Here is a 20,382-nt window from a genome sequence, read left to right as displayed (position 1 = left end):
TAAAAAGCTCCGTCGGATTCCCGGCGGAGCTTTTATTATTCATGTTTATTATGATTCACTATTTTTTCCTTTTTTCTTAAGGAGCCAGATTACCACTGCGATGCCAATGATAATAACTACAACCAGAATCCAGATAACAGAATTCATTCCCTTATCTGTGCTCTCCACATTTTTGCTGGATGCTTCCTGTTCTGCACTTTCTGAAGGAGCAACTGTTACTGTTGCCTCTTCTGTAGGCGCAATAGTCTCACTTGGCTCCGGGGTGGGAGTACTTGTCTCTGTTGGTTCCGGAGTAGGAGTACTTGTCTCAGTCGGCTCCGGGGTAGGAGTGCTCGCCTCAGTTGGTTCCGGGGCAGGAGTGCTCGCTTCAGTCGGCTCAGGGGCAGGAGTACTCGTCTCAGTTGGCTTCGGAGCAGGAGTACTTGTCTTCTCAGGCTTCGGGGTAGGAGTGCCTGTTGGCTCTGCCTCCGCATCACCGATATCTTTGCCTTCGGTACCTGCTTTTCCAACTTCAGAAGTATTCTCTCCAGCCTGAACAGATTGGGAACCGTCTTCCGCTTCTTTCTCAGTTTCAGGAACAAGTTCTACTGTACTCTCTTCCGTATTGGTGGCTTCTGCAATATTTACCCAGCCAGAAACATCACCAGCCTCTGTGTGTCCCCAGATACCATCTTTACCAGTATCTACTTCTGTATCAATATATAACTTCTCACCATTCGCTATATTACAGCCTCCGGAAACTGTGCCGTACTTTTTTCCAGGTCCTTTATACAGGCAAACGGAACCGTCTTCCTTAGCATTGACTGTAATACTGTAATTCGCATCCTTGCTTCCGTATAAGGCAAGCTCTGATGCCACTGCCTCGGCAAGAGTGGCCGGCTTCAGATAATTCTCTTCCAGGAAACCAAACATGCCATGAAGCTGAGCATATACCCATACCTTTCCAGCTTCATCTGTGACCTCTCCTTCTACATGGATCGCAGTTCCATTAGGAATCAGCTCATCATTCAGCTTCGGGCTGGAAGCATCTGCCTCTGAATACATGTCAACACCGCCATCAGGCGATTCTACAATCATATAGTAATCTGTTTTATAATCAACCTGCTGTGTCTTTCCTGCATCTGCAAAAACTCCCACAGTCATGCAAAAAGTAAGAAGCACAGCCAGCAACATTCCCAGCTTTTTCTTCATATATATCCTCTTTTCCCTCTTGTATACATTTTTCGTTACTGTTTACTGATAACATTCCGCGAGGTATTTTGTGAACGGAATGAGCAGTAACCATTTTTCTGCTTTTCATTGTAACACACCAGGAAAAACTTGCAACCATTTTTCTCATATTTTCCCATTATTTTACAGCAACAGTTACTATTCACCGGTAATGTTCCGCGAGGTGTTTTTATAAACAATTTCACAGAAAAATCGGGAATCCGGGCGTGAAATCATGCGGATGTATGTCCGATAAAGAGCCCCAGACAATAAAAGAGCGAGACAAAAGTCCCGCTCTCTCAGCTTTCCTTCATTGTCCTGGGGGAGTGAAAGAAAGCAGTTAAATTATAAAAAGCTAATTATTTATAAAGAGGTCCATAGTTCTTGCAAGCTCTGAAATCTGCACCTTCTTTATCCATTCCAAATGCATTCCAAGCTGCCGGACGATAGATATCTTTCTCCGGAACGTTATGCATGGATACCGGGATACGAAGCATAGAGCACATTGTGATCAGGTCAGCTCCGATATGTCCGTAGGAGATAGCACCGTGGTTAGCTCCCCAGTTGTTCATTACATCATAAGCTGTCTTGAACGGTCCCTCTTTGCCATCGCATCTTGGAGCAAACCATGTACATGGCCATGTGTAGTCTGTACGTTTCCAAAGTTTGTCAGATACTTCTGCTGGAAGAGCAACTGTCCATCCTTCAGCAATCTGCAGAACCGGTCCAAGTCCTTTAACAAGGTTCAAACGGATCATTGTTGCAGGCATCTGAGCTTTTGTTTCATAACGGCTGGAGTATCCGCCTCCACGGAAGTATCCGTTGTCAGCCATACACCATTCAGTGTTTTCCATGATAGCTTTCTGGTCTTCTTCTGTGATATCCCACCACTGTTTCATAACAGCATTGCCGTTTTCATCTTTAGCTTCGCCGTTAGCGTCAAGGCAAGCAGCACCGGAGTTGATCAGGTGAAGGAATCCGCCAGCTTCTTTAGCTACGCCTTCAAGGTCATATCCTGTAGCTTTCTTAACAGCCTCTGGGCTCCAGTATGTACGAACATCAGCGAAGATCTGAGCTCTGTTTGTAAGAAGTTTCATGAACATCATTCCAAGTCCGTTGAGAACGTCATTCTCTGTAGCGAGGATGTATGGCTCACGAGCTCCGTTCCAGTCGAAGGATGTGTTCAGCATAGCTTCTGCAAAGTCACCGTTTGGATAGAAATCTGTCCACTGTCTCTGTCCCTGGAAACCAGCTGCCAGAGCGTTGTGTCCGATTGCTTCCTCGGAGAATGCAGGATCAAGGTTATCGCAGCCGTTCATCAACTCTTTGATGATAACTGCCATTTTAACTACGAACTCAAACTGCTCTTCTTTCTTCTCTGGGGAGAACTGCAGTTCTTCAGGGTTCTTGTCCCAACCAATCTTACAGGTCTCTTTCGCCCATTTGAGAGCTTTCTCAAATTCTGCGTGATCGTAGATGCCTTCTGTCATACGACGGATGATTTCTACCTCATCAACGGATTCAACACGCATTCCAAGATAGGATTCGATGAAATCGGAATCAATGATAGATCCGCCGATACCCATTGTAACGGAACCGATCTGCAGATAGGATTTGCCTCTCATGGAAGCAGCTGCAACTGCTGCACGTCCGAATCTGAGTAATTTCTCTTCAACGTCTGCCGGGATAGACGTGTCATCAGCTTCCTGAACATCATGTCCATAGATACCGAATGCCGGAAGACCTTTCTGTGCATGTGTAGCAAGAACGGATGCAAGGTAAACTGCTCCTGGTCTTTCTGTTCCGTTGAAGCCCCATACAGCTTTGATTGTCTGAGGATCCATATCCATTGTCTCTGCGCCATAGCACCAGCACGGTGTAACAGTAAGTGTGATGTCTACGCCTTCTTTACGGAATTTGTCAGCACATGCAGCACTTTCACCTACACGTCCGATTGTTGTATCAGCGATAACAACTTTAACAGGCTCACCGTTGGAATATCTCAGGTTTTCTTCAAAAAGTTTCGCAGCGGATTTAGCCATATTCATTGTCTGCTCTTCAAGAGATCCTCTGACATCGAGTGCTCCTCTACGTCCGTCGATTGTTGGTCTGATACCGATAACCGGATAGCTGCCTACTAATCTGCTCTTTGCCATGATTCATTACCTCCATAATAAATATATTCTTTTTTAAGAGGTTTCACTAAAAAACCTCCCTGTTTCCTATAGTTCATAGTATACAATTGCCAAACCGTAATTACTTGTGATATAATGGCAAAAAATAGTACAATATTCACTTTTTTGATCATTTTGTAAAAAATCCATCAAATTAACTTAAGGAGGAATTTATTTTGCAGGATCTGGACCATAATGAAGACCGTTTAAGGGGAACATATGATTTTCCTTTTGAATTTCATCATATTGATCAGGCTCATCCGCGCTATGTAATGTCCTATCACTGGCATGTAGAATATGAAATCATTCGTATTCTTGAGGGCTCTCTCACTGTCACTTTAGACGAAAAAAGTTTCATTGCAACAGCTGGAGACATCATTTTTGTACATAGTGGAATTCTTCACAGTGGAATTCCTGATAATTGTCTTTATCAGTGCATTGTTTTCGACGGAAATGTTTTCCTCAAAAATAATTCTGTTTGTGCAGGATATATGCAGAAGATTATTCATCAGGAAATTCTGATCTATCATCATTTTACACCAAAGCATATAGAAATCTGCAATACAATAAACAGTCTTTTTGATTCTCTTTGGAAAAGAGAACCTGGCTACGAGCTCACTGTAATTGGACAATTTTACCACTTTTTCGGCATTATTTTTAGTAATCATTACTATCTTGAAAGTATAACACGCGCAAGACGTGATTATAAGAGAATTTTACAGCTGAAACAGGTACTTGATTTCATTGAGCACAACTATACGGGGGCTCTGACACTAAAACAGCTTTCGGCCTCCGTATCCATGTCACCCAAATACTTTTGCCGTTTTTTCTCCGAAATGACCCATCAGACTCCCATGGATTATCTGAACAGGCAGCGCATTGAGAGAGCCTGCTATGAAATCTCCACAACCGATGATTCTATTACAGATATTGCATATCGAAATGGATTTAATGATCTGAGCTATTTTATACGTACATTTAAAAAATACAAAGGAACTACACCAGGAAAATATAAGAAAAGCTGATTAGGAGGGCGAGCATTGGCCGGATGCCCGCCCACAAAAAAAGAATTGACTTCTTTTTCTCTTATTTCTCAGATATGCTAAAGATGTGATTTTTTTCGTCGTAAGAAAAACGACAGAGAATCATTCCTGTATTTTTTACAGGCTACGTTGACGCATTTTATGCGTTTTCTTTTGCTGTTAAGACTCGAAAAAAACCATAGCTTATTCTTGTTTTCGCTATATATGCCATTTTTCCAGAATGGTCTCTTATTCCAGGACCCTTATGTAGCAGGTTTTCAAGTAACCGGATGATGGAATTGCTGCTGATCAGGCAGATTAGCCCATGGCAGAAAACTGTCCGCACATACTGCTGCAGAACGCCGCAGAAAATCAGAAATTGTTTTTCTCTTTCGTTTCTTTTATTCTAACAAAAGCCGGTTGCTATTACAACGAAATTCGGTCGTAAAATTCTCACATAATTCGACACTTAAATGATAAATTTTATCTGTAACTGAAGTTTTCTTTTTTCTGAAACGTGCTATAATATTTTCAATTAGAAGCAACTAACATAAGTATGACGAAAGGAAGCTGTTGAATCATGGGAAGATGTTATCATTTATCAAAAACTGTTACGGAAGACCTGGCAAATGAAATCATAAAAGAACTGACAGAGCGAGGCGATGTGAAACACGCCAGAATCTCCGCTGACGGACGTTATCTTCATGTGGATACTATTGACGGAGAATTTTCCGTGGTAATGTATTCAGCAGTAAATATCTGCAGCCGTATTGCAAACTGCGAGCTGTCCTTTGTGAAATTTGATTACACAGCTTAGAGCGTGTTTGAAAACATACCGCCAGGACATTTATGGCAAATCTATTAAAAAAGGGAGATTAAATTATGCAGCAGATTACATTAAAAATAGACGGAATGATGTGTGGAATGTGTGAATCCCACATTAACGAAAGTATTCGTAATAACTTTTCTGTAAAAAAAGTCACCTCGTCCCATACAAAAGGAGAGACGGTTATCCTTACAGAAAATGATCTTGATGAAGCAAAACTGAAAGAGACTATTGATAAAACGGGTTATAAACTGCTTTCTGTCTCAAAAGCTCCATACGAAAAAAAGAAAGGCTTTTTCTCTTTCCTAAAGAAATAGCCTTTCCCTGTCATAATCTTTGTACTATATTCCAACTACAATATTTCCGGTAATACGGACAATGCATATTCTGCCAGGCTGTGATCTTCCTCTCCTGTGCCTCCGCTTATACCAAGACCTCCGATAATCGTATCTCCGGATTTCAGCGGCACGCCGCCTCCGAAAATCACGATTTTTCCACCATCCATCTTATCTACGCCATAAAAGGTTCCGCCTGGCTGAGCCAGTTTAGATAATTCCATGGTGGACATCTTCACCGCAACAGAAGTATAAGCTTTTTTCAAAGCGACATCAAAGCTTACCAGAAATGCTCCGTCCATTACATGAACGGCAATTGGATTTCCTTCCGGACCACAAACTGCAATCACCGCTTTCTTACCGCGGCGAAGGGCTTCCTGTTCGATTTTCCCGATCAGCTTCTTCGCTCCATCCAGTGTAATCTTATTCTGCATACCCATGCGGCGCAGTACTGCCTGAATTACAGCTTCGTCTACAGAATCAGAGATACCAGATATGAGAGAATTTTCAACTTTCGTATCCACGCTCACGCTTCCTCCTGCCACTTTCTCAGTTCCACTTGCATGTAGTTCCGTATTTTCAGAAGATGCGTCAGTTTCTACAAGCTTTGACGTTCCCGTCTTCTGACCTGCTGCCTCCGCTTCTTCGTAGCGTGCAAGCACATACAGATAGTCGGCCAGACGGTTCATATATTTCTTGCTTCCTGTGTCAGAACCAAACTTTACACTTACAGCGGCAAGATCACGCTCCGCTCTTCTGGCCACAGCCCAAGTCACATCAATCTCAGCAGACAAGCGACAAGCCCCAGGTAATGAGGACTCCTTCGGCATATGAAAAAGCCCCGTCAAACGGTCAATCTCTTCCTCTAAAAGCTCTGTCTTGTCATCATTGATCTTATACTCTCTATTATATGGATCTGCCACTCCTGCATCAATTCTGGTCAGATTTTCCTGGATCTTCTCCAGAAAACGGATGGTATCTCCATCTCTGATCATGGTTTTCAACACTCCAATATGGCAGGAAAGTTCATCTATGGTTCCCTCCAGCTGGATTCGGTCATCCGCTTTGGAAACGTTTTTCGTATGGACAAGATTGGTAGTTCCCTTGTCACCATTCTTTGTATAAATACTCATACGACTTTCTCCTGACATTTTACCCATCCGGCAAAATGGATTTTATTATGCACCAATACACTGAATATAAGACAATATCTGTGCAAAAACAGAAAATAATCCACATTATCTTACATTCACTACATTAGTTATAAACAGACTCTGGACAAATAACCGCAATTCCACAGTATCTGTCCAAAGCCTCTTATATGTTGCTAGACAGCAACTCTTAAATTCATTAAAATGACCACAATTTCTTGTAAATCTTCACAATATCCTCTTTTGTTGGGACTCTTGGGTTGGCAGTTGTGCAGGCATCAGCAAGCGCCAGGTTTGCCATTTTGTCAATTGCTGCAAAATACTCATCCTCAGAAATAGTTCCCATTTCTTTAATCGTAAGCGGAATATTCATTTCCTTCTGCATAAACTGAATCCAGTTTACAAGAGATCTTACAGACATTACTTTGTTGTAGTTACTCAGTCCAAGAATATGTGAAATATTGGCATATCGCTTTACTGCCGGAAGATATTCCTGCTGGCTTCTGCTATGTTTGTTGATATTTGCATTAAATTCTACAATATGCGGAAGCAGCATTGCATTGGCACGTCCATGCGGAATATGGAAAATAGCTCCCAGCTGATGTGCCATACTATGTGTGATTCCAAGTCCTGCAGCATTAAAAGACAGTCCGGCAAGACAGGAAGCTACATGCATTTTCTGACGGGCATGCATATCGCCGCCGTCAAGGTATGCTCTTAACAGAAAGACTCCGCAGATTTCAATTGACTTTTCAGCAAGAGCAGATGAAAATTCATTGTGATTGATACTTACATAAGACTCAATTGCATGAGTCAGTACGTCCATACCTGTATCTGCTGTGATAGAGGGCGGAACGCTCTTTACCAGTTCTGCATCCAGGATTGCCTCATCAGCTGTAAGGCTGTCTGAGATCAGCGGATACTTCACATGATTATCTGTATCATTTACAACTGCAAAAGAGGTAACCTCAGATCCGGTACCACTGGTAGTAGGAATTGCAATAAGACCTACTTTGCCGTAATTGTTGATCTTCAGGGCAAACTCACGGATTGCCTTGGATGAGTCAATTGCAGAGCCACCTCCGACAGCTACTACAACCTCCGGCTGATACTCCAGGAACTTCTTTACACCTTCTGCGATTTTTCCTACCGGTGCATCCGGCACAACATCACTGAATACTTCAAACTCCTTGCCACCGCGTCTCAATGGGTCTGTGATCAGCTCGATCATTTTCCCTTTTGCGATGAATGGATCTGTGATCACCAGAACTTTTTTGTATGGCAGTTCTGCCAGTCTATCCAGGGCATTGTCACCAAAATGGATGACTGTTTTCATTTCAAAAGTTTTCATAATTCAATGCTCCTTTATTGCAGCTTTCTTTTGTAAGCAGAAAGCTTCTATCGGACAGATTCCGGATATCTGCACTCCACGCCCTCTTCTTTAAAAAGCTTCAGCCATTTTTCAGAAGGCTTCGCATCTGTCACGACGATATCAACATCCCGCAATCTTCCGGCAACGGAAAATGCGGTCTGGTCAAATTTCGTATTGTCCACAACCAGGATTTTCTTACGTCCTGAATCCAGCATTGCTCTCTTTGCTGTTCCAAAAGCTTCCTGTGATTCCATTACTCCCCAGTTCTCATCAAGAGCCTTACAGGAAAAAATAACGGTATCTACAAAATAAGAGCGAATGACTTCTTCTGTCCGGGATCCAAGGAAAGCCAGATAGCCTTCCTTCATCATCCCACCTGTGGAAATAATATTCCATCCTGACACATCTACCAGTTCCAGAAGGATCTCCATGGAATTGGTGATCACAGTCAGACGCTCCTTCTCTTTTAATGCCTTTGCCACAAACACTGCAGTAGTGCTGGCGTCCAGAAGCAGATGTTCCCCGTCATGCACAAGAGAGGCTACAATTTCCGCCATCTTCTGTTTCCCAACTACATTCTGATTCTTGCGCACATTAAAAGGGAGATCAATGCTCACATCTTCATTGATCACAGCTCCGCCATAGCTTTTAATGGCAAGCCCTTCCTTCTCCAGCTTGTCCAGATCCCGTCGGATGGTTTCCTCAGAGACTCCGTATAACTGGCTCAGTTCACTTACTACTACGCGCTTCTCATTCTGTAATTTCTCAAGGATCAGATTCCGTCTCTCTAACGCAAGCATGTTCAGGTCCCCTCCGCGTTCATTTTATTGGTCAGACCAGAATTACAGAAGGCTGTCGATCATTCTCTTATCCGGATGTGCAATAACAGAGGAATCCAGATACATGCCTTTTTCAGCAACAAGCTCTTTCGCTCTGTCGATTGATGCGGATACAGCAGAAACCTCACCAGTGATCATCATGTAAGATTTTCCGCACATACCTTTTGCAATACGAAGCTCGATAAGATCTACAATTGCAGTCTTTGCAGCCTGATCTGCAGCCTCAATAATGGAAGCTGCATCATATGTTTCAAGAATTCCCAGCGCACTGATCTCCTCAACCTGAGTAGTTCCATAAATAGCCGGGAAAAGAGACTCGTGCGGATTACCCAGTACAAAACTGTCAATGCACTTGTCCTCATATGTTGTTACAGCTGTATCTACGGCAGCTTTTACCGCACTGAGATCACCGGTAATAATTGCAATATATTTACCCGGACACACGGTCTGCGCCTCAACGATTTCTACATCAGATGTCTTAACCATTGCATCTGCTGCAGTAACGCCGGTAGCTGTAGTTTTGAATTCAATCATTCCGATTGCTTTACTCATTTTCTGCACGTCCTTTCTAATTCTTTGCAACTACGATCCAGCGGTCTGTCACCTCGGTAACTTTACCGGAGATGGTTGCATGGATACCAACACTTAAGCCCTGGGCAGGAGAAGCGATCATCTGACCTCTTGTCACCTGATCTCCAACTTTTACAATTGCCTGAGCAGGTGCTCCAATATGCTGGCTAAGAAGAATTTTAACCTTTGGAATATCAACCAGTGTCTCGTCCATCGGTGCGTCCTTGTCATATTTTGTAAGACCAAGACGTGCCATTAGGCGTTCTTCCGGAACCTTGCGGTATTCTCGGGATTCCTTAACTGGTACTGGCTGTACTCCCTGAGGAGGACGAATACCTGCCTTACGAAGTCCGCCCTTCATGTCTGCAAGAAGTGTTCTTGGAGCAAGGCTCTGAGGACATGCATACATCTCACAAACGCCACAGGAGCTGCAGAAGCTTGCATTGATGTATGGATTAACATCTCTGAAATCCTGATTGGAAGCTGCACGCATGAAGCGGGCTGGATCAATCGGATGTCCCAGATTGTTACGTGGGCAAAGATCTGTACAAGTATTACACTGGCAGCAAATAGATGCTGCACGTTTTAAATCTATAGCAGAAGTCCGCATCTTCTTCTGTACGATTAAATGGTCTTTTGGCAGAACCAGAATCGCATTTGTTGTCTTCGTCACAGGGTCAGAACCTTTTCCGATTCTTCCCATCATCGGTCCACCAATAAAGTAAACCGGGTCTTTTACAGTAGTTCCGCCTGCCTGGGCAACAACATCATCCATAGTACATCCAAGAGGTACTTTTACAGTTACCGGATGATTTACCTCAGCTACAACAGACACATATTTGGCTGTTACAGGCTCTTTTTTCTCTACTGCCTGGTATATATTATACAATGTCTCTACGTTAAACACAGCAACTCCCTGCTCAATAGGAAGTCCGCCAGGTCTTACAACTCTACCAGTTGCTTCGTAGATCAGTACAACCTCATCTCCCATCGGATACACTTCATCCAGAAGGTGGATGCGCATTCCCGGGAACTCTTCGATATGCTGTTTCAGAGCATTTACTGTCTGAACATAAGATTTTTTGATTCCAATAATGGCCTCAGAAGCTCCAACTGTTTCCTGAACCATATGGAAGGTTTTCATTATTTCGTAAGCGTGCTTCTCTAATAACTGTCTGTGTAATTTCAGTAAAGGTTCGCACTCTGCACAGTTCATAAGAATGGTATTTGCTTTATCTGTCAGCTTCATGTATGTAGGGAATCCTGCACCGCCGGCACCAACTACACCATTCTCCTGTATAATATTCTGTAATTCTTTGATATCCATGGCGTTACTCCAATCCTGCACCGTCATCAACGATACCTACAATGGCGGCATCTACCGGTGCTGTTTCTACGCCGCAGCCAATTCTTGCCGCGCTTCCTTGTGCCACCAATACATATTCTCCGATTCCTGCACCGATAATATCGATCGCAACAATCTGACTGAGGTCACCTTTCATGTGATGAACCGGTTCCACGATCATAAACTTATTGCCGATCAGCTTTTCGTTTTTTCTTGTGGAAACAACGCTTCCTACTACCTTGCCAACTATCATGTGAACCTCCAAATTTTATATCAGTTCAGCCATGCATCTGTCATTTTCAGAACCAGCATGGCTGAACACTTTATTTTAGTAATGAGGAAATGATTTCCAAAACATTACTTTATAATTGTAACTGTATTGCCTGTGGCAATTTTTGCTGCATTTGCTTCATCTGTATCAATGTGCATCTCCAGTGTAAAGCTGTCGTCTACACGGATCTTCACCTGATTGAAAATGGTTCCTCTCTCATTGTCTGCCTTAACAGATACGATATCTCCATCCTTCACACCGGCTGCCTGGGCATCCTTCGGGGACATATGAATGTGACGCATTGCTACGATACATCCCTCTTTCAGATAAATCGCACCTTTCGGTCCGACAATTGCAATAGGAGCACTTCCCTTAACATCTCCAGACTCACGCACCGGTACTTTCATACCAAGCTTGATTGCGTCTGTAGCTGATACTTCAACCTGTGAAGCCTTGCGGACCGGTCCGAGAATACGTACATTCTCAATTGCACGGAGCTTCAGTCCAACGATAGTTACTGTCTCATTGGAGGCAAACTGTCCGCCCATCAGCTCTTTCTTCTTGGTGAGCTGATATCCTGGTCCAAATAAAGCTTCAACATGTTCCTGCGTCAGGTGGATATGTCTTGCGGAAACTCCGATGGGCACCATGAAGCCATTGCCTTTTTCTTCTTTTTTATTGAGAGCATCCAGTACCATTCTGGTAATCAGCTCAACATTATTGGTTTCCAAAAGTACACCTGCTTTCTTCCTGAAATTCGGTAATGTCTGCCATAGCAGACATTATAAAAGTAAGGAGCATCCATGAATTCGCTCATGCAAGCACAGCTCATTCATGGCTGCTATCTGGGACTTTTATATTATTTCAGAACTGGAAGGATTTTCTCAACATCTGTATGAGGTCTCGGAATTACGTGTGTAGCTACAAGCTCTCCAAGTCTGGATGCTGCTGCGCTTCCGCTCTCTACTGCAGATTTAACTGCTCCAACATCTCCACGAACCATAACAGTTACAAGACCGGATCCGATCTTCTCTGTTCCAACTAATGCAACGTTAGCTGCTTTGCACATCTGGTCAGCTGCCTCGATAGCTGCTGTAAGTCCTCTGGTTTCTACCATTCCTAATGCTTCCTGTGTCATGATTTTTTCCTCCTTATGAATTGCTGGTTTCTCAGCTTCTGTATGTTTGGTTTCTGTAATCTCTTTGTCAGCTGCAGTGGTCTTCGGCTCTTCGGCCTTTACTTCTGCTGCTTTTGCTCTGGTTGTTCTGGCCGTTCTTCTCGGAGCGGCTGCCTTTTTAGGGGCTGTTTTTTTCGCTGTCTCTTTCTTTTCTTCGTCAGCCATTATTCATCCCCCTTTTTCTTTCTCCATCGACTTGCGCTAAGCTCCACCATTTTGACGATTTCCTCATGGGGATTGGCAATTACTGCATAGCTTGCCGGTTTCTTGATGGCATTTGTTGCTGCCGCTTCCACAGCTTCTGTAACAGCTGCCACATCGCCTTGTACAATAATGGTCACCAGTCGTCCGCCCAGCTTACGCTCCCATGACGCCAGCTCAACGTCTGCCGTTTTACACATAATGTCCAGGGCATCCATGGCCGCTACAACACCTGTGATTTCAATAAAACCATATGATTTACTCATGAGCGAACTCCTTATAGTTCATTAGATGCTTGGAAGGATTTTCTCCACATCTGTATGAGGTCTTGGGATTACGTGTGTAGCTACAAGCTCTCCAAGTCTGGATGCTGCTGCGCTTCCACTCTCAACTGCTGCCTTAACAGCTCCGACATCACCGCGAACCATAACAGTTACAAGACCGGATCCGATTTTCTCTGTACCAACCAGTGTAACCTCTGCTGCTTTTGTCATTGCATCTGCTGCCTCAATTGCAGCTGTAAGTCCTCTGGTTTCTACCATTCCTAAAGCTTCCTGTGCCATGATGAATTCCTCCTGATATATCTCGACTTTTCAAGTACGCTCCAGCGTACTTGCTGTGAGGTACCTGCCATGCTCCGCATGACTTTGTTCATTTTTATTATAGACTTAAATTCACTGGTTAGCAATCATTAATCCTTATCCAGTGCGCTGATTTTCAGCATTTTTTGTGTACCGGGTTCCGGATTTGGTATTACGTAGTGCTGTACCACACCGGTCATACTCTCTGCTACTCTGATTCCAGCTTCCACAGCCTCTGTTACATCAGAAACGCTTCCGCGGAACTTGATGCAGACAAGGAGCGGTACCGGCAGACTGTCCGCATTTGCAGGTTTATTTTTATCAAAAACCTCCAGATGGACATTTGCTGCCTTGCAGCCGGCGTCGGCCGCCACAAACGCTGTTGCCAGTCCGAACACCTCCAAGATTCCTACAGCTTCTGCCATCTTGATTCTCCTTTATCCGGCAATTATTTATTTACAACTGCGATCTTAAGACCGGTCATTGCAAGGTTCTTCTTTAATGCTTCATTGATCTCCTCAAGCGGATACTTGTCTGTGATCAGCTCAGACATTGGAAGTCCGATTGCATTTGCTCTCTTAAGGAAATCAAATGTTGTAACGTAATCTCTTAAGGTGTATACCCAGGAGCCTACGATTGTGATCTCTTTGGAGCAGATGTCAAAGTGCGGGTTGATTGTAGCATCTCCACCATTGATGAAGAAACCAAGCTCGCAAAGGCCACCGCCGTTACGGATGAATTTGTAGATGTTTGCATGAGCAACAGGTGATCCTGTACACTGGAATGCAAAGTCTGCAAGATGTCCGCCAAACTGATCTTTAACAGCTTCAGAAAGTGCTTCGATTCCTTTGTGCTCCATGAAGTTTACACTCATGGTAGCGCCCATTCTCTTAGCGAAATCAAGACGCTGCTGATTTCCATCTACAGCACAGATGTTCTCGATACCCATGGTACGAAGAACTGCAATACAGATCAGACCGATTGGTCCGCATCCCTGTACAACAACTCTGCTGTTGAAACGAAGGATACCAGTTGTTTTTGCTCTCTCAACTGCATGTACAAGAACTGCACATGGCTCGATCAGGATACGGGAGTCCAGATCAAGATCACTTACGTTGAAGAATGTGCTTCCAAACTCTCCACCTCTGATAAAGATGTAATCAGAGAACCATCCGTTAAGATGAATGTCATCATCTGGAAGAAGTCCGTATACGTCAGCTCCTCCAACGTTTTTCTTGTTTAAGTCGAACATTGTGATTTCAGGATCATCCTTGAAGATCATACAGGTAACGACTTTGTCACCGATCTTAACCGGCTTTCCAGCTGTATCAGTCTTAACATTTTTACCCATGGCAACGATCTCACCAGTTCCCTCATGTCCAAGTGCAACCGGGATCAGGTTGAATGGGTCTCTCTTGAATTCGTGAGCATCAGTACCGCAAACGCCGCAGCCTTCTACTTTAACAAGGATGTCGTCATCGCCAATTGCCGGAATCGGGTACTCTTTAATATCAAAATGCTCTTTTTCAGTAAGTACTGCAACGTGTGCAGTTTTCGGAATTGCGCCTGCCGGTGCTGCAGCTGGTGCTGCCGGTGCTGCTGATGCAGAAGCTGCCGGTGCTGTTCCAGCCATTCCAGCAAGAACCTGTTTTACGATTTCTTCGATATTTACGTTATTCATATCCATTTTTATGTTTCCTCCTGTCAGCGAATGCAAAGGCTGTCTGCCATTACGCAGCGTCTTCTCTTGGTGAATGTACTTGCACTTGTAAGTCCTTCACCAGTACGGCTTGCGATTGTGAATGTACAGTAACCTTCTCCGCCGAATCCAAGTGCTGCATAGGAAGGTGCATTCTTAACAAGGATTGCGGTGTCGATTGCTTTCGCATATTTGGTGATATTGTCAATGTTCTTGGAATGAATGTGTGCAGAGTGGCGGTTGCCATGCTCAAGCCATACAGCCTGCTCTACTGCATCATCAAAATCTTTTGCCCTTACAACGCCAAGGATCGGCATCATAAGCTCTGTAGCGATAAGTGGATGTTCCTTCGGTCCTTCAAATACGATGCAGCGGATATTTGCAGGAGCATTTACTCCGATCATGGAAAGTAATGTTCTTGCGTCACGTCCAACGCATTTACGGTTCAGCTTGCCGCCTGCAAGAACAACTGCTGTAAGTTTATCCTGTTCTTCTTTGGAAGCAAGGTAACAGTCATTCTCACTTACCAGATAATGCATAAGCTCATCTGTAATAGAAGCAACTGCTACGATTTCCTTCTCTGCGATACACGGAAGGTTGTTATCGAATGTACATCCGTTTACGATATCCTGAGCAGCTTTTCTTACATCTGCTGTCTCATCTACAACTGCCGGAGGATTTCCTGCGCCAGCGCCGATTCCACGTTTTCCAGAGGAAAGGACTGCTGTTACAACGCCAGGACCGCCTGTTGCTGCGATAAGCGGGATATCTTTATGTTTCATCATAATATTGCTTGTCTCTAATGTAGGTTTCTCTACTGTTACTGCGATATTGTCCGGGCCACCTGCTTCCAGGGATGCCTCATTTAAAAGATTAATCGCATAAATAGAGGTTTTGATTGCTGCCGGATGCGGATTAAATACAACTGTATTTCCACCTGCCAGCATACCCATTGTGTTGCACAGAATGGTTTCACTTGGGTTCGTACACGGAGTGATTGCTCCGATTACGCCAAACGGTCCCATCTCGATCAGAGTAAGTCCTCTGTCGCCTGACCATGCTGTAGTGCTGAGATCTTCTGTACCAGGGGTCTTATCTGCTACCAGATGATGTTTCAGGATCTTATCTCCTACATTTCCCATTCCGGTCTCATCAACACCCATACGTGCAAGGATTTCTGCATTTTCTTTTGTTTTTCTTCGAATGCAGGTAATAATTTTTTCTCTCTGGTCCAAGGACATTTTCCGAACGATCTTCTGGGAAGCTTTCGCAGCCTCAATGGCCTCGTTCATATCTGTGAAAATTCCATGTTTACCGGCCGGAGCGTCTGCAATCTGCATTTTCGCCATAACTTCCTGTACAATATCCTGTACCATGCTCTCGCTGATTGGCATGAGATTGTTCCTCCTTAACAATTGCCTGCAGCTGCCTGATTCTCTCACAGCTGCGGCCTTTATATTTTCTGATTATTTCAGTCCTAACTGAGCCATAACCTGTTTGGTGATCTTAGCTACTAACTCTGCATCTGCATTAGCTGTATCTGCTGCCGGAGCATCGCAGTTGCCGCCAACGAAATCATACTGATATCCTGGGAACTGTTTATAGTCTTCGTTGTGACATGCACCACCGCAGTTATGGCAGTTCATGCCATCTTTGTTCTGGCAAAGGCTTGCCGGATGTTTTCCAGGCATACCGAATTTACGACGGATCTCATAAAGTTTCTTAATGTTCTCTTTATCAAATTCCTTCGGGCCTCCAAGAAGTTTGCTCTGATACAGAAGCTGTGCATAGAATTCTACGGACTCCATCTTCATGTATGCAGCGTTCAGGTCTGTGCTCCAGGTAAGAGCTCCGTGGTTCTCAAGAAGAACTGCATCGAAATATGGAAGATATTTCTCAAGGTTATCCGGAATCTCCATTGTAGAAGGTGTACCATACTCAGCGATCGGAACACATCCAAGAGCGATAACTGCCTCTGGCATGATTGGCTGTGTAAGCGGAATACCGGCAATAGCAAAAGATGTTGCATAAATTGGATGAGCATGTACAACAGATCCTACATCAGGTCTCTTCTCATATACTCTCATATGCATCTTGATCTCAGATGATGGTTTGAATCCCGGGTTAGCCTGAAGAACATTTCCTTTTGCATCTACTTTACAGATGAACTCTGGAGTCATAAAGCCTTTGGATACACCAGTAGGTGTGCAAAGGAACTCATTGTCATTCAGTTTTACAGAGATGTTTCCATCATTTGCTGCAACCATGTTGCGGTTATAGATTCTTCTTCCGATGTCGCAAATCTGTTTTTTGATTTCGTATTCGTTTACCATGCTTTTTTCCTCCTTAAGCACATTCAGGTGCGGTGGATTATGTATGTTATAGTACCGCACCGGGTAACTTATCATGGCTAGGCATAGCTAGCCTGTTACTTTTTTGGTTATGTTGTAAGTTTACACCATTCCACATTATAAGTCAAGGTTTTTCCGTTGTTTTATGTTGTTTTATGTGGATTTTTTTCTGGATTGCTATGTTGTTTTTCGTGGTTTTGCTGGTTTTACTGTTTTTCCACATTTGACAGGTATTTTCTAATTCACAGGATCAGAGGCATCTTTTTCCCATGGCATTACATCGCCATCTTCCCTAAGATATTCCAAAATCTCCGGAATGCCCTCCTGCTGCCTGGAGTCTACATAAAAGATTTTTTTACAGCCGGCAAGCTCCAGCCAGGACGTGGCAAGTTTTACATTTGCATCCGGATTGTGGATTTTGGTAACAATTCCAATTACTTCACGGTTGGCCATACAGGTAATGCAAGGTGGAAAAAGGCAATACGGTTCCGTGGCAGATACCAGCAGCCCTACCACATCTGATTCATATGTATACAACGCCAGGGCGTGTCCCAGACCTTTCGTCTGGGCATACTCTCCTGGCGTATCTACGATCACATCAAAATTATTTACATATTGTGTTTTATGATAATGTATTTTTTCACCATGCAGGGCCTGGGTCAAAGTAGTTTTTCCAGCCTCGCTGCGACCGATCAGAACAAGTTTCTTCATATTCTGTCAAGTCCTTGTAATGGGGCATAAAGTAAAGCCCAGTTTATTTCCCACATAATCCAGAATTGCGCTGGTAGAAGCTTCTACTTCCGACACAGTACCTGTGATGATCAGGCTTCCGCTGAAACGGTCAACAAACCCCAGTTCAATGCCAGATGATTTCATCGCAATATCTGCCATAATGATAGCAGTTTCTGCCGGACTTACAGTCATGATCCCAATGGCTGCTCTTGAGTAGTCCAGCGACGGATCAAGGCCCAGCTTGGTGTAAAGAATCTTATCCGGATTGGCAATGATATGTGCCAGGGAAATCTGCTTGCCTGGTACAAGCTCCTGTACGATTCTCTGTTTCATTTCCGGAGACATATTATCTGTGTATCCCATTTTCTCCTCCTGAATAAAGAGTTTTTATAATCTGATTTGATTATACCTTTCTGATTTCCAAGTGTCAACAAAAAGCAACATTTCCTGGCATGTTATATGTGGTTTTTCTTGTAGTACAATGTTGTTTTTATTTGTTTTCTCTGTTTTTTCTTATTTATGATTGACATGTTTTTTTCCCTCTGGCATACTAAAGTTAACTGTAAATGGCTTTTCAAAACACTTTTATAGTGAAATTACCAGCTGCATATATTCACGTAATCTTGACTAGGAGATGATTTTATGTATCTTTCTGATATACACACACATTCCATTGCCAGCGGACACGGCACAACCTGCACCATCAGCGACATGGCAAAGGCTGCTTCTCAAAAAGGGCTGAAGCTTCTTGGAATCACAGACCACGGACCAGCCACTCTGTCTGCCGGAACTTCTTCTTATTTCCGAAGCCTGATCTATTCGCCCAGGAAGCGTTTCGATGTGGAATTATTATATGGAATTGAACTGAACATTCTGGATACCGATGGAAAAACAGATCTGCCACAGGAGCTTCTTGATAAGCTGGACTACGCAATCGCCAGCATGCATTATCAGAATTTCCGGCCAAAGACCAGGGAAGAAAATACTGCTGCTTTTCTGAACGTAATGAAGAATCCGGTTATAAAGATCCTGGGACACATTGATAATCCCCAGTATGACATAGATTACGACGCAGTTGTAAAGGCTGCCGGTGAAAACGGTGTTCTCCTTGAGATCAACGAAGCTTCCCTGGCACCTTACGGATATCGGGGCGATACCCATGCCAACTGCGCGCAGATCCTGTCCTGCTGCCGGAAGTATCTGGTTCCAATCGTGCTTTCCAGTGACAGTCATGGAACAGAGCATATTGGAGACTTCACTTATGCCGCTGATTTCGTTCATAATGCTATGTTTCCAGAGGGTCTGATTCTCAACAACCAGATTCCGAAATTAAAGATGCTGTTAAGCATACGATAAAAAGGATCCAGCTTGCAGAATTCCAATGGAATTTTGCATTACGCAAAAACTCTCCGAGAAATATAAATACGTAAGCTTAACTTCGTATATATTCCGGAGAGTTTTTTATACTTATTTCTTTGATTACTCATTTTCATTTTTATGATCTGCTTCTCTTACTTTCTGCATCATCGCAGCAAGTTCCTGATATTTTCCTGTCACATAACCGTAGTTTTTCTTCTTATGAGGTAGCTGACAATTCGTACAATCTTTAAATCCCTTCTCATTATATTTGAAATTTCCGCCGCATTTGTCTCCAAGGGCATAAAGCGGGCAATAGCAGAACAGACAGTTAAAGTCCTCTGGATCAGCTCCTTTATGGCATGGAAAATACTCACATTTCTTATGACTGAAATAAGCGTATTCTTTATCTTCCCAATATTTTTTCTCCATATTTCTCTCCTTATCTCATACAGCTCAAAACAAAATATTCTTTATATTCTATTTCGTAATGCCCCAAAATCAAATGCAAAAAAAGAATCCCGCTTACAGGAATAGAATACGGCCAGAGCGTGTTTAAAAAAGGCTTTCTGTAAGATGTGCGTCACACCCTGCAGGAGATTACGGGAATAATTCTACAAACAGGCTCAGGAAAAGTGTAAAAAAAATACCGCATATGCGGCTTCTGAATCATCATTATTTAAGAGGGAGCGATGCTACTCCGGGGTAGAATATGATCCGTTCATATATACGCGGAGGGAACGGTTTCATCCGAAGTAGTATCGCCTGCCATTTAATCTGTATAATTCTTCTGAACAGGCGATCATTCCATAAAAAATGTCCACTCACAAAAGCGGACAACATCTCAGGGCTGCGGATTCCCCAAAACTGGTTGTTACACTTTCATCGGAAGTTTAACCTCGCCATACCAAGCAGGTTTCCTGGCTCCAGGATCATCACATCCTCTCTCCTTCTCATGCGCAAGCACAATGGACTATGAGATTCGCTCCTCTGTTACAGTGACCGGATCGCTCAGGTTTCTCACCTGATTCCCTCTTTCTGCCAGCTTATAGCTGTCAGCACTTAATATGTTCACTATGGAATTATACTGACACCATAGTACCACCGGTCACTGTCTTTGTCAACCCTTTGAAAAGATTTTTGTTATTTTTTTATCAACCAGATGTTGCTA

The 20,382-nt window shown here is 43.5% G+C and carries 23 protein-coding genes and 1 riboswitch; of the genes, 4 read left to right on the top strand and 19 right to left on the bottom strand.

Annotation, left to right across the window (positions count from 1 at the left end; translation table 11 throughout):
• Positions 1–48: 48 nt before the first annotated feature.
• Together ACESTK_RS10745 and ACESTK_RS10740 are read right to left on the bottom strand one after the other, a co-directional pair.
• Positions 49–1,191 carry a hypothetical protein gene (locus ACESTK_RS10745; RefSeq protein WP_373119715.1) on the bottom strand — a complete coding sequence of 381 codons (1,143 nt, stop codon included), beginning with the start codon at positions 1,189–1,191 and terminating at the stop codon, positions 49–51.
• Between the two features lie 377 nt (positions 1,192–1,568).
• Positions 1,569–3,365, bottom strand: coding sequence for an L-fucose isomerase (locus ACESTK_RS10740; RefSeq protein WP_118577763.1), 1,797 nt, complete (start codon positions 3,363–3,365; stop codon positions 1,569–1,571).
• A gap of 194 nt (positions 3,366–3,559) precedes the next feature.
• Between ACESTK_RS10740 and ACESTK_RS10735 the strand changes: the two genes are divergently transcribed.
• The 3 genes from ACESTK_RS10735 to ACESTK_RS10725 all read left to right on the top strand — a co-directional run bounded on the left by ACESTK_RS10735 (position 3,560) and on the right by ACESTK_RS10725 (position 5,548).
• A complete protein-coding gene (locus ACESTK_RS10735; RefSeq protein ID WP_173734868.1) occupies positions 3,560–4,408 on the top strand; it encodes an AraC family transcriptional regulator in 849 nt (282 codons plus the stop codon).
• Positions 4,409–4,985: 577 nt separating this feature from the next.
• The gene (locus ACESTK_RS10730) at positions 4,986–5,222 is read left to right on the top strand and encodes a hypothetical protein (protein ID WP_118577765.1); all 237 of its coding nucleotides are present in this window, start codon (positions 4,986–4,988) and stop codon (positions 5,220–5,222) included.
• A 65-nt stretch (positions 5,223–5,287) separates the two neighbouring features.
• A complete protein-coding gene (locus tag ACESTK_RS10725; protein ID WP_148461172.1) occupies positions 5,288–5,548 on the top strand; it encodes a heavy-metal-associated domain-containing protein in 261 nt (86 codons plus the stop codon).
• 35 nt (positions 5,549–5,583) lie between these two features.
• Here ACESTK_RS10725 and ACESTK_RS10720 read toward each other — a convergent pair whose 3' ends face one another.
• The 16 genes from ACESTK_RS10720 to ACESTK_RS10645 form a co-directional block, all read right to left on the bottom strand.
• On the bottom strand, positions 5,584–6,699 hold the full coding sequence (locus ACESTK_RS10720) for a cob(I)yrinic acid a,c-diamide adenosyltransferase (RefSeq protein ID WP_187565042.1): 1,116 nt from the start codon (positions 6,697–6,699) through the stop codon (positions 5,584–5,586).
• 217 nt (positions 6,700–6,916) lie between these two features.
• Positions 6,917–8,068 carry a 1-propanol dehydrogenase PduQ gene (locus ACESTK_RS10715; protein WP_148461170.1) on the bottom strand — a complete coding sequence of 384 codons (1,152 nt, stop codon included), beginning with the start codon at positions 8,066–8,068 and terminating at the stop codon, positions 6,917–6,919.
• A gap of 47 nt (positions 8,069–8,115) precedes the next feature.
• Complete coding sequence (locus ACESTK_RS10710; protein WP_226854716.1) at positions 8,116–8,889, bottom strand: DeoR/GlpR family DNA-binding transcription regulator; 774 nt, start codon at positions 8,887–8,889, stop codon at positions 8,116–8,118.
• A gap of 42 nt (positions 8,890–8,931) precedes the next feature.
• Positions 8,932–9,480: a BMC domain-containing protein gene (locus ACESTK_RS10705; RefSeq protein ID WP_118577770.1), complete on the bottom strand. Its 549-nt coding sequence runs from the start codon at positions 9,478–9,480 to the stop codon at positions 8,932–8,934.
• A gap of 16 nt (positions 9,481–9,496) precedes the next feature.
• Positions 9,497–10,825: a 4Fe-4S dicluster domain-containing protein gene (locus tag ACESTK_RS10700; RefSeq protein WP_118577771.1), complete on the bottom strand. Its 1,329-nt coding sequence runs from the start codon at positions 10,823–10,825 to the stop codon at positions 9,497–9,499.
• A 4-nt stretch (positions 10,826–10,829) separates the two neighbouring features.
• Positions 10,830–11,096: a EutN/CcmL family microcompartment protein gene (locus ACESTK_RS10695; RefSeq protein ID WP_117850917.1), complete on the bottom strand. Its 267-nt coding sequence runs from the start codon at positions 11,094–11,096 to the stop codon at positions 10,830–10,832.
• A 104-nt stretch (positions 11,097–11,200) separates the two neighbouring features.
• Positions 11,201–11,845: a phosphate propanoyltransferase gene (gene pduL / locus ACESTK_RS10690; RefSeq protein WP_117850748.1), complete on the bottom strand. Its 645-nt coding sequence runs from the start codon at positions 11,843–11,845 to the stop codon at positions 11,201–11,203.
• Between the two features lie 128 nt (positions 11,846–11,973).
• Positions 11,974–12,252, bottom strand: coding sequence for a BMC domain-containing protein (locus tag ACESTK_RS10685; protein WP_005427721.1), 279 nt, complete (start codon positions 12,250–12,252; stop codon positions 11,974–11,976).
• Positions 12,253–12,455: 203 nt separating this feature from the next.
• On the bottom strand, positions 12,456–12,758 hold the full coding sequence (locus ACESTK_RS10680) for a BMC domain-containing protein (RefSeq protein WP_118577772.1): 303 nt from the start codon (positions 12,756–12,758) through the stop codon (positions 12,456–12,458).
• Positions 12,759–12,779: 21 nt separating this feature from the next.
• Positions 12,780–13,055, bottom strand: a complete 276-nt coding sequence (locus ACESTK_RS10675; protein ID WP_118577773.1) for a BMC domain-containing protein — start codon at positions 13,053–13,055, stop codon at positions 12,780–12,782.
• Between the two features lie 128 nt (positions 13,056–13,183).
• Entirely contained in the window at positions 13,184–13,498 is a 315-nt protein-coding gene (locus ACESTK_RS10670; protein ID WP_118577774.1) for a BMC domain-containing protein, read from the bottom strand.
• Between the two features lie 23 nt (positions 13,499–13,521).
• Positions 13,522–14,760, bottom strand: coding sequence for a zinc-binding dehydrogenase (locus tag ACESTK_RS10665; RefSeq protein ID WP_173717926.1), 1,239 nt, complete (start codon positions 14,758–14,760; stop codon positions 13,522–13,524).
• A 17-nt stretch (positions 14,761–14,777) separates the two neighbouring features.
• Positions 14,778–16,166: an aldehyde dehydrogenase family protein gene (locus ACESTK_RS10660; protein ID WP_118577776.1), complete on the bottom strand. Its 1,389-nt coding sequence runs from the start codon at positions 16,164–16,166 to the stop codon at positions 14,778–14,780.
• 72 nt (positions 16,167–16,238) lie between these two features.
• Positions 16,239–17,105: a class II aldolase/adducin family protein gene (locus ACESTK_RS10655; RefSeq protein WP_118577777.1), complete on the bottom strand. Its 867-nt coding sequence runs from the start codon at positions 17,103–17,105 to the stop codon at positions 16,239–16,241.
• Positions 17,106–17,360: 255 nt separating this feature from the next.
• On the bottom strand, positions 17,361–17,834 hold the full coding sequence (locus ACESTK_RS10650; protein WP_195991568.1) for a EutP/PduV family microcompartment system protein: 474 nt from the start codon (positions 17,832–17,834) through the stop codon (positions 17,361–17,363).
• Positions 17,835–17,840: 6 nt separating this feature from the next.
• On the bottom strand, positions 17,841–18,218 hold the full coding sequence (locus tag ACESTK_RS10645; protein ID WP_021924989.1) for a BMC domain-containing protein: 378 nt from the start codon (positions 18,216–18,218) through the stop codon (positions 17,841–17,843).
• A 279-nt stretch (positions 18,219–18,497) separates the two neighbouring features.
• Between ACESTK_RS10645 and ACESTK_RS10640 the strand changes: the two genes are divergently transcribed.
• Positions 18,498–19,211, top strand: a complete 714-nt coding sequence (locus tag ACESTK_RS10640; protein ID WP_373119711.1) for a phosphatase — start codon at positions 18,498–18,500, stop codon at positions 19,209–19,211.
• Positions 19,212–19,334: 123 nt separating this feature from the next.
• Here the strand turns inward: ACESTK_RS10640 and ACESTK_RS10635 are convergent, their stop codons facing one another.
• Entirely contained in the window at positions 19,335–19,643 is a 309-nt protein-coding gene (locus tag ACESTK_RS10635; protein WP_118577780.1) for a cysteine-rich small domain-containing protein, read from the bottom strand.
• 460 nt (positions 19,644–20,103) lie between these two features.
• Positions 20,104–20,292: riboswitch (cobalamin riboswitch) on the bottom strand.
• Positions 20,293–20,382 lie beyond the last annotated feature (90 nt).

Source organism: Ruminococcus sp. Marseille-P328 (assembly GCF_964249465.1).
GTDB lineage: Bacteria > Bacillota > Clostridia > Lachnospirales > Lachnospiraceae > Blautia_A > Blautia_A faecis.
This window is presented reverse-complemented; position numbering and strand designations above follow the sequence as displayed.

Coding starts and splice junctions, on each gene's coding strand:
- ACESTK_RS10745 (WP_373119715.1), bottom strand. CDS start 1,191: ATGAAGAAAAAGCTGGGAATGTTGCTGGCTGTGCTTCTTACTTTTTGC.
- ACESTK_RS10740 (WP_118577763.1), bottom strand. CDS start 3,365: ATGGCAAAGAGCAGATTAGTAGGCAGCTATCCGGTTATCGGTATCAGA.
- ACESTK_RS10730 (WP_118577765.1), top strand. CDS start 4,986: ATGGGAAGATGTTATCATTTATCAAAAACTGTTACGGAAGACCTGGCA.
- ACESTK_RS10725 (WP_148461172.1), top strand. CDS start 5,288: ATGCAGCAGATTACATTAAAAATAGACGGAATGATGTGTGGAATGTGT.
- ACESTK_RS10720 (WP_187565042.1), bottom strand. CDS start 6,699: ATGAGTATTTATACAAAGAATGGTGACAAGGGAACTACCAATCTTGTC.
- ACESTK_RS10715 (WP_148461170.1), bottom strand. CDS start 8,068: ATGAAAACTTTTGAAATGAAAACAGTCATCCATTTTGGTGACAATGCC.
- ACESTK_RS10710 (WP_226854716.1), bottom strand. CDS start 8,889: ATGCTTGCGTTAGAGAGACGGAATCTGATCCTTGAGAAATTACAGAAT.
- ACESTK_RS10705 (WP_118577770.1), bottom strand. CDS start 9,480: ATGAGTAAAGCAATCGGAATGATTGAATTCAAAACTACAGCTACCGGC.
- ACESTK_RS10700 (WP_118577771.1), bottom strand. CDS start 10,825: ATGGATATCAAAGAATTACAGAATATTATACAGGAGAATGGTGTAGTT.
- ACESTK_RS10695 (WP_117850917.1), bottom strand. CDS start 11,096: ATGATAGTTGGCAAGGTAGTAGGAAGCGTTGTTTCCACAAGAAAAAAC.
- ACESTK_RS10685 (WP_005427721.1), bottom strand. CDS start 12,252: ATGACACAGGAAGCATTAGGAATGGTAGAAACCAGAGGACTTACAGCA.
- ACESTK_RS10680 (WP_118577772.1), bottom strand. CDS start 12,758: ATGAGTAAATCATATGGTTTTATTGAAATCACAGGTGTTGTAGCGGCC.
- ACESTK_RS10675 (WP_118577773.1), bottom strand. CDS start 13,055: ATGGCACAGGAAGCTTTAGGAATGGTAGAAACCAGAGGACTTACAGCT.
- ACESTK_RS10670 (WP_118577774.1), bottom strand. CDS start 13,498: ATGGCAGAAGCTGTAGGAATCTTGGAGGTGTTCGGACTGGCAACAGCG.
- ACESTK_RS10665 (WP_173717926.1), bottom strand. CDS start 14,760: ATGGATATGAATAACGTAAATATCGAAGAAATCGTAAAACAGGTTCTT.
- ACESTK_RS10660 (WP_118577776.1), bottom strand. CDS start 16,166: ATGCCAATCAGCGAGAGCATGGTACAGGATATTGTACAGGAAGTTATG.
- ACESTK_RS10655 (WP_118577777.1), bottom strand. CDS start 17,105: ATGGTAAACGAATACGAAATCAAAAAACAGATTTGCGACATCGGAAGA.
- ACESTK_RS10650 (WP_195991568.1), bottom strand. CDS start 17,834: ATGAAGAAACTTGTTCTGATCGGTCGCAGCGAGGCTGGAAAAACTACT.
- ACESTK_RS10645 (WP_021924989.1), bottom strand. CDS start 18,218: ATGGGATACACAGATAATATGTCTCCGGAAATGAAACAGAGAATCGTA.
- ACESTK_RS10640 (WP_373119711.1), top strand. CDS start 18,498: ATGTATCTTTCTGATATACACACACATTCCATTGCCAGCGGACACGGC.
- ACESTK_RS10635 (WP_118577780.1), bottom strand. CDS start 19,643: ATGGAGAAAAAATATTGGGAAGATAAAGAATACGCTTATTTCAGTCAT.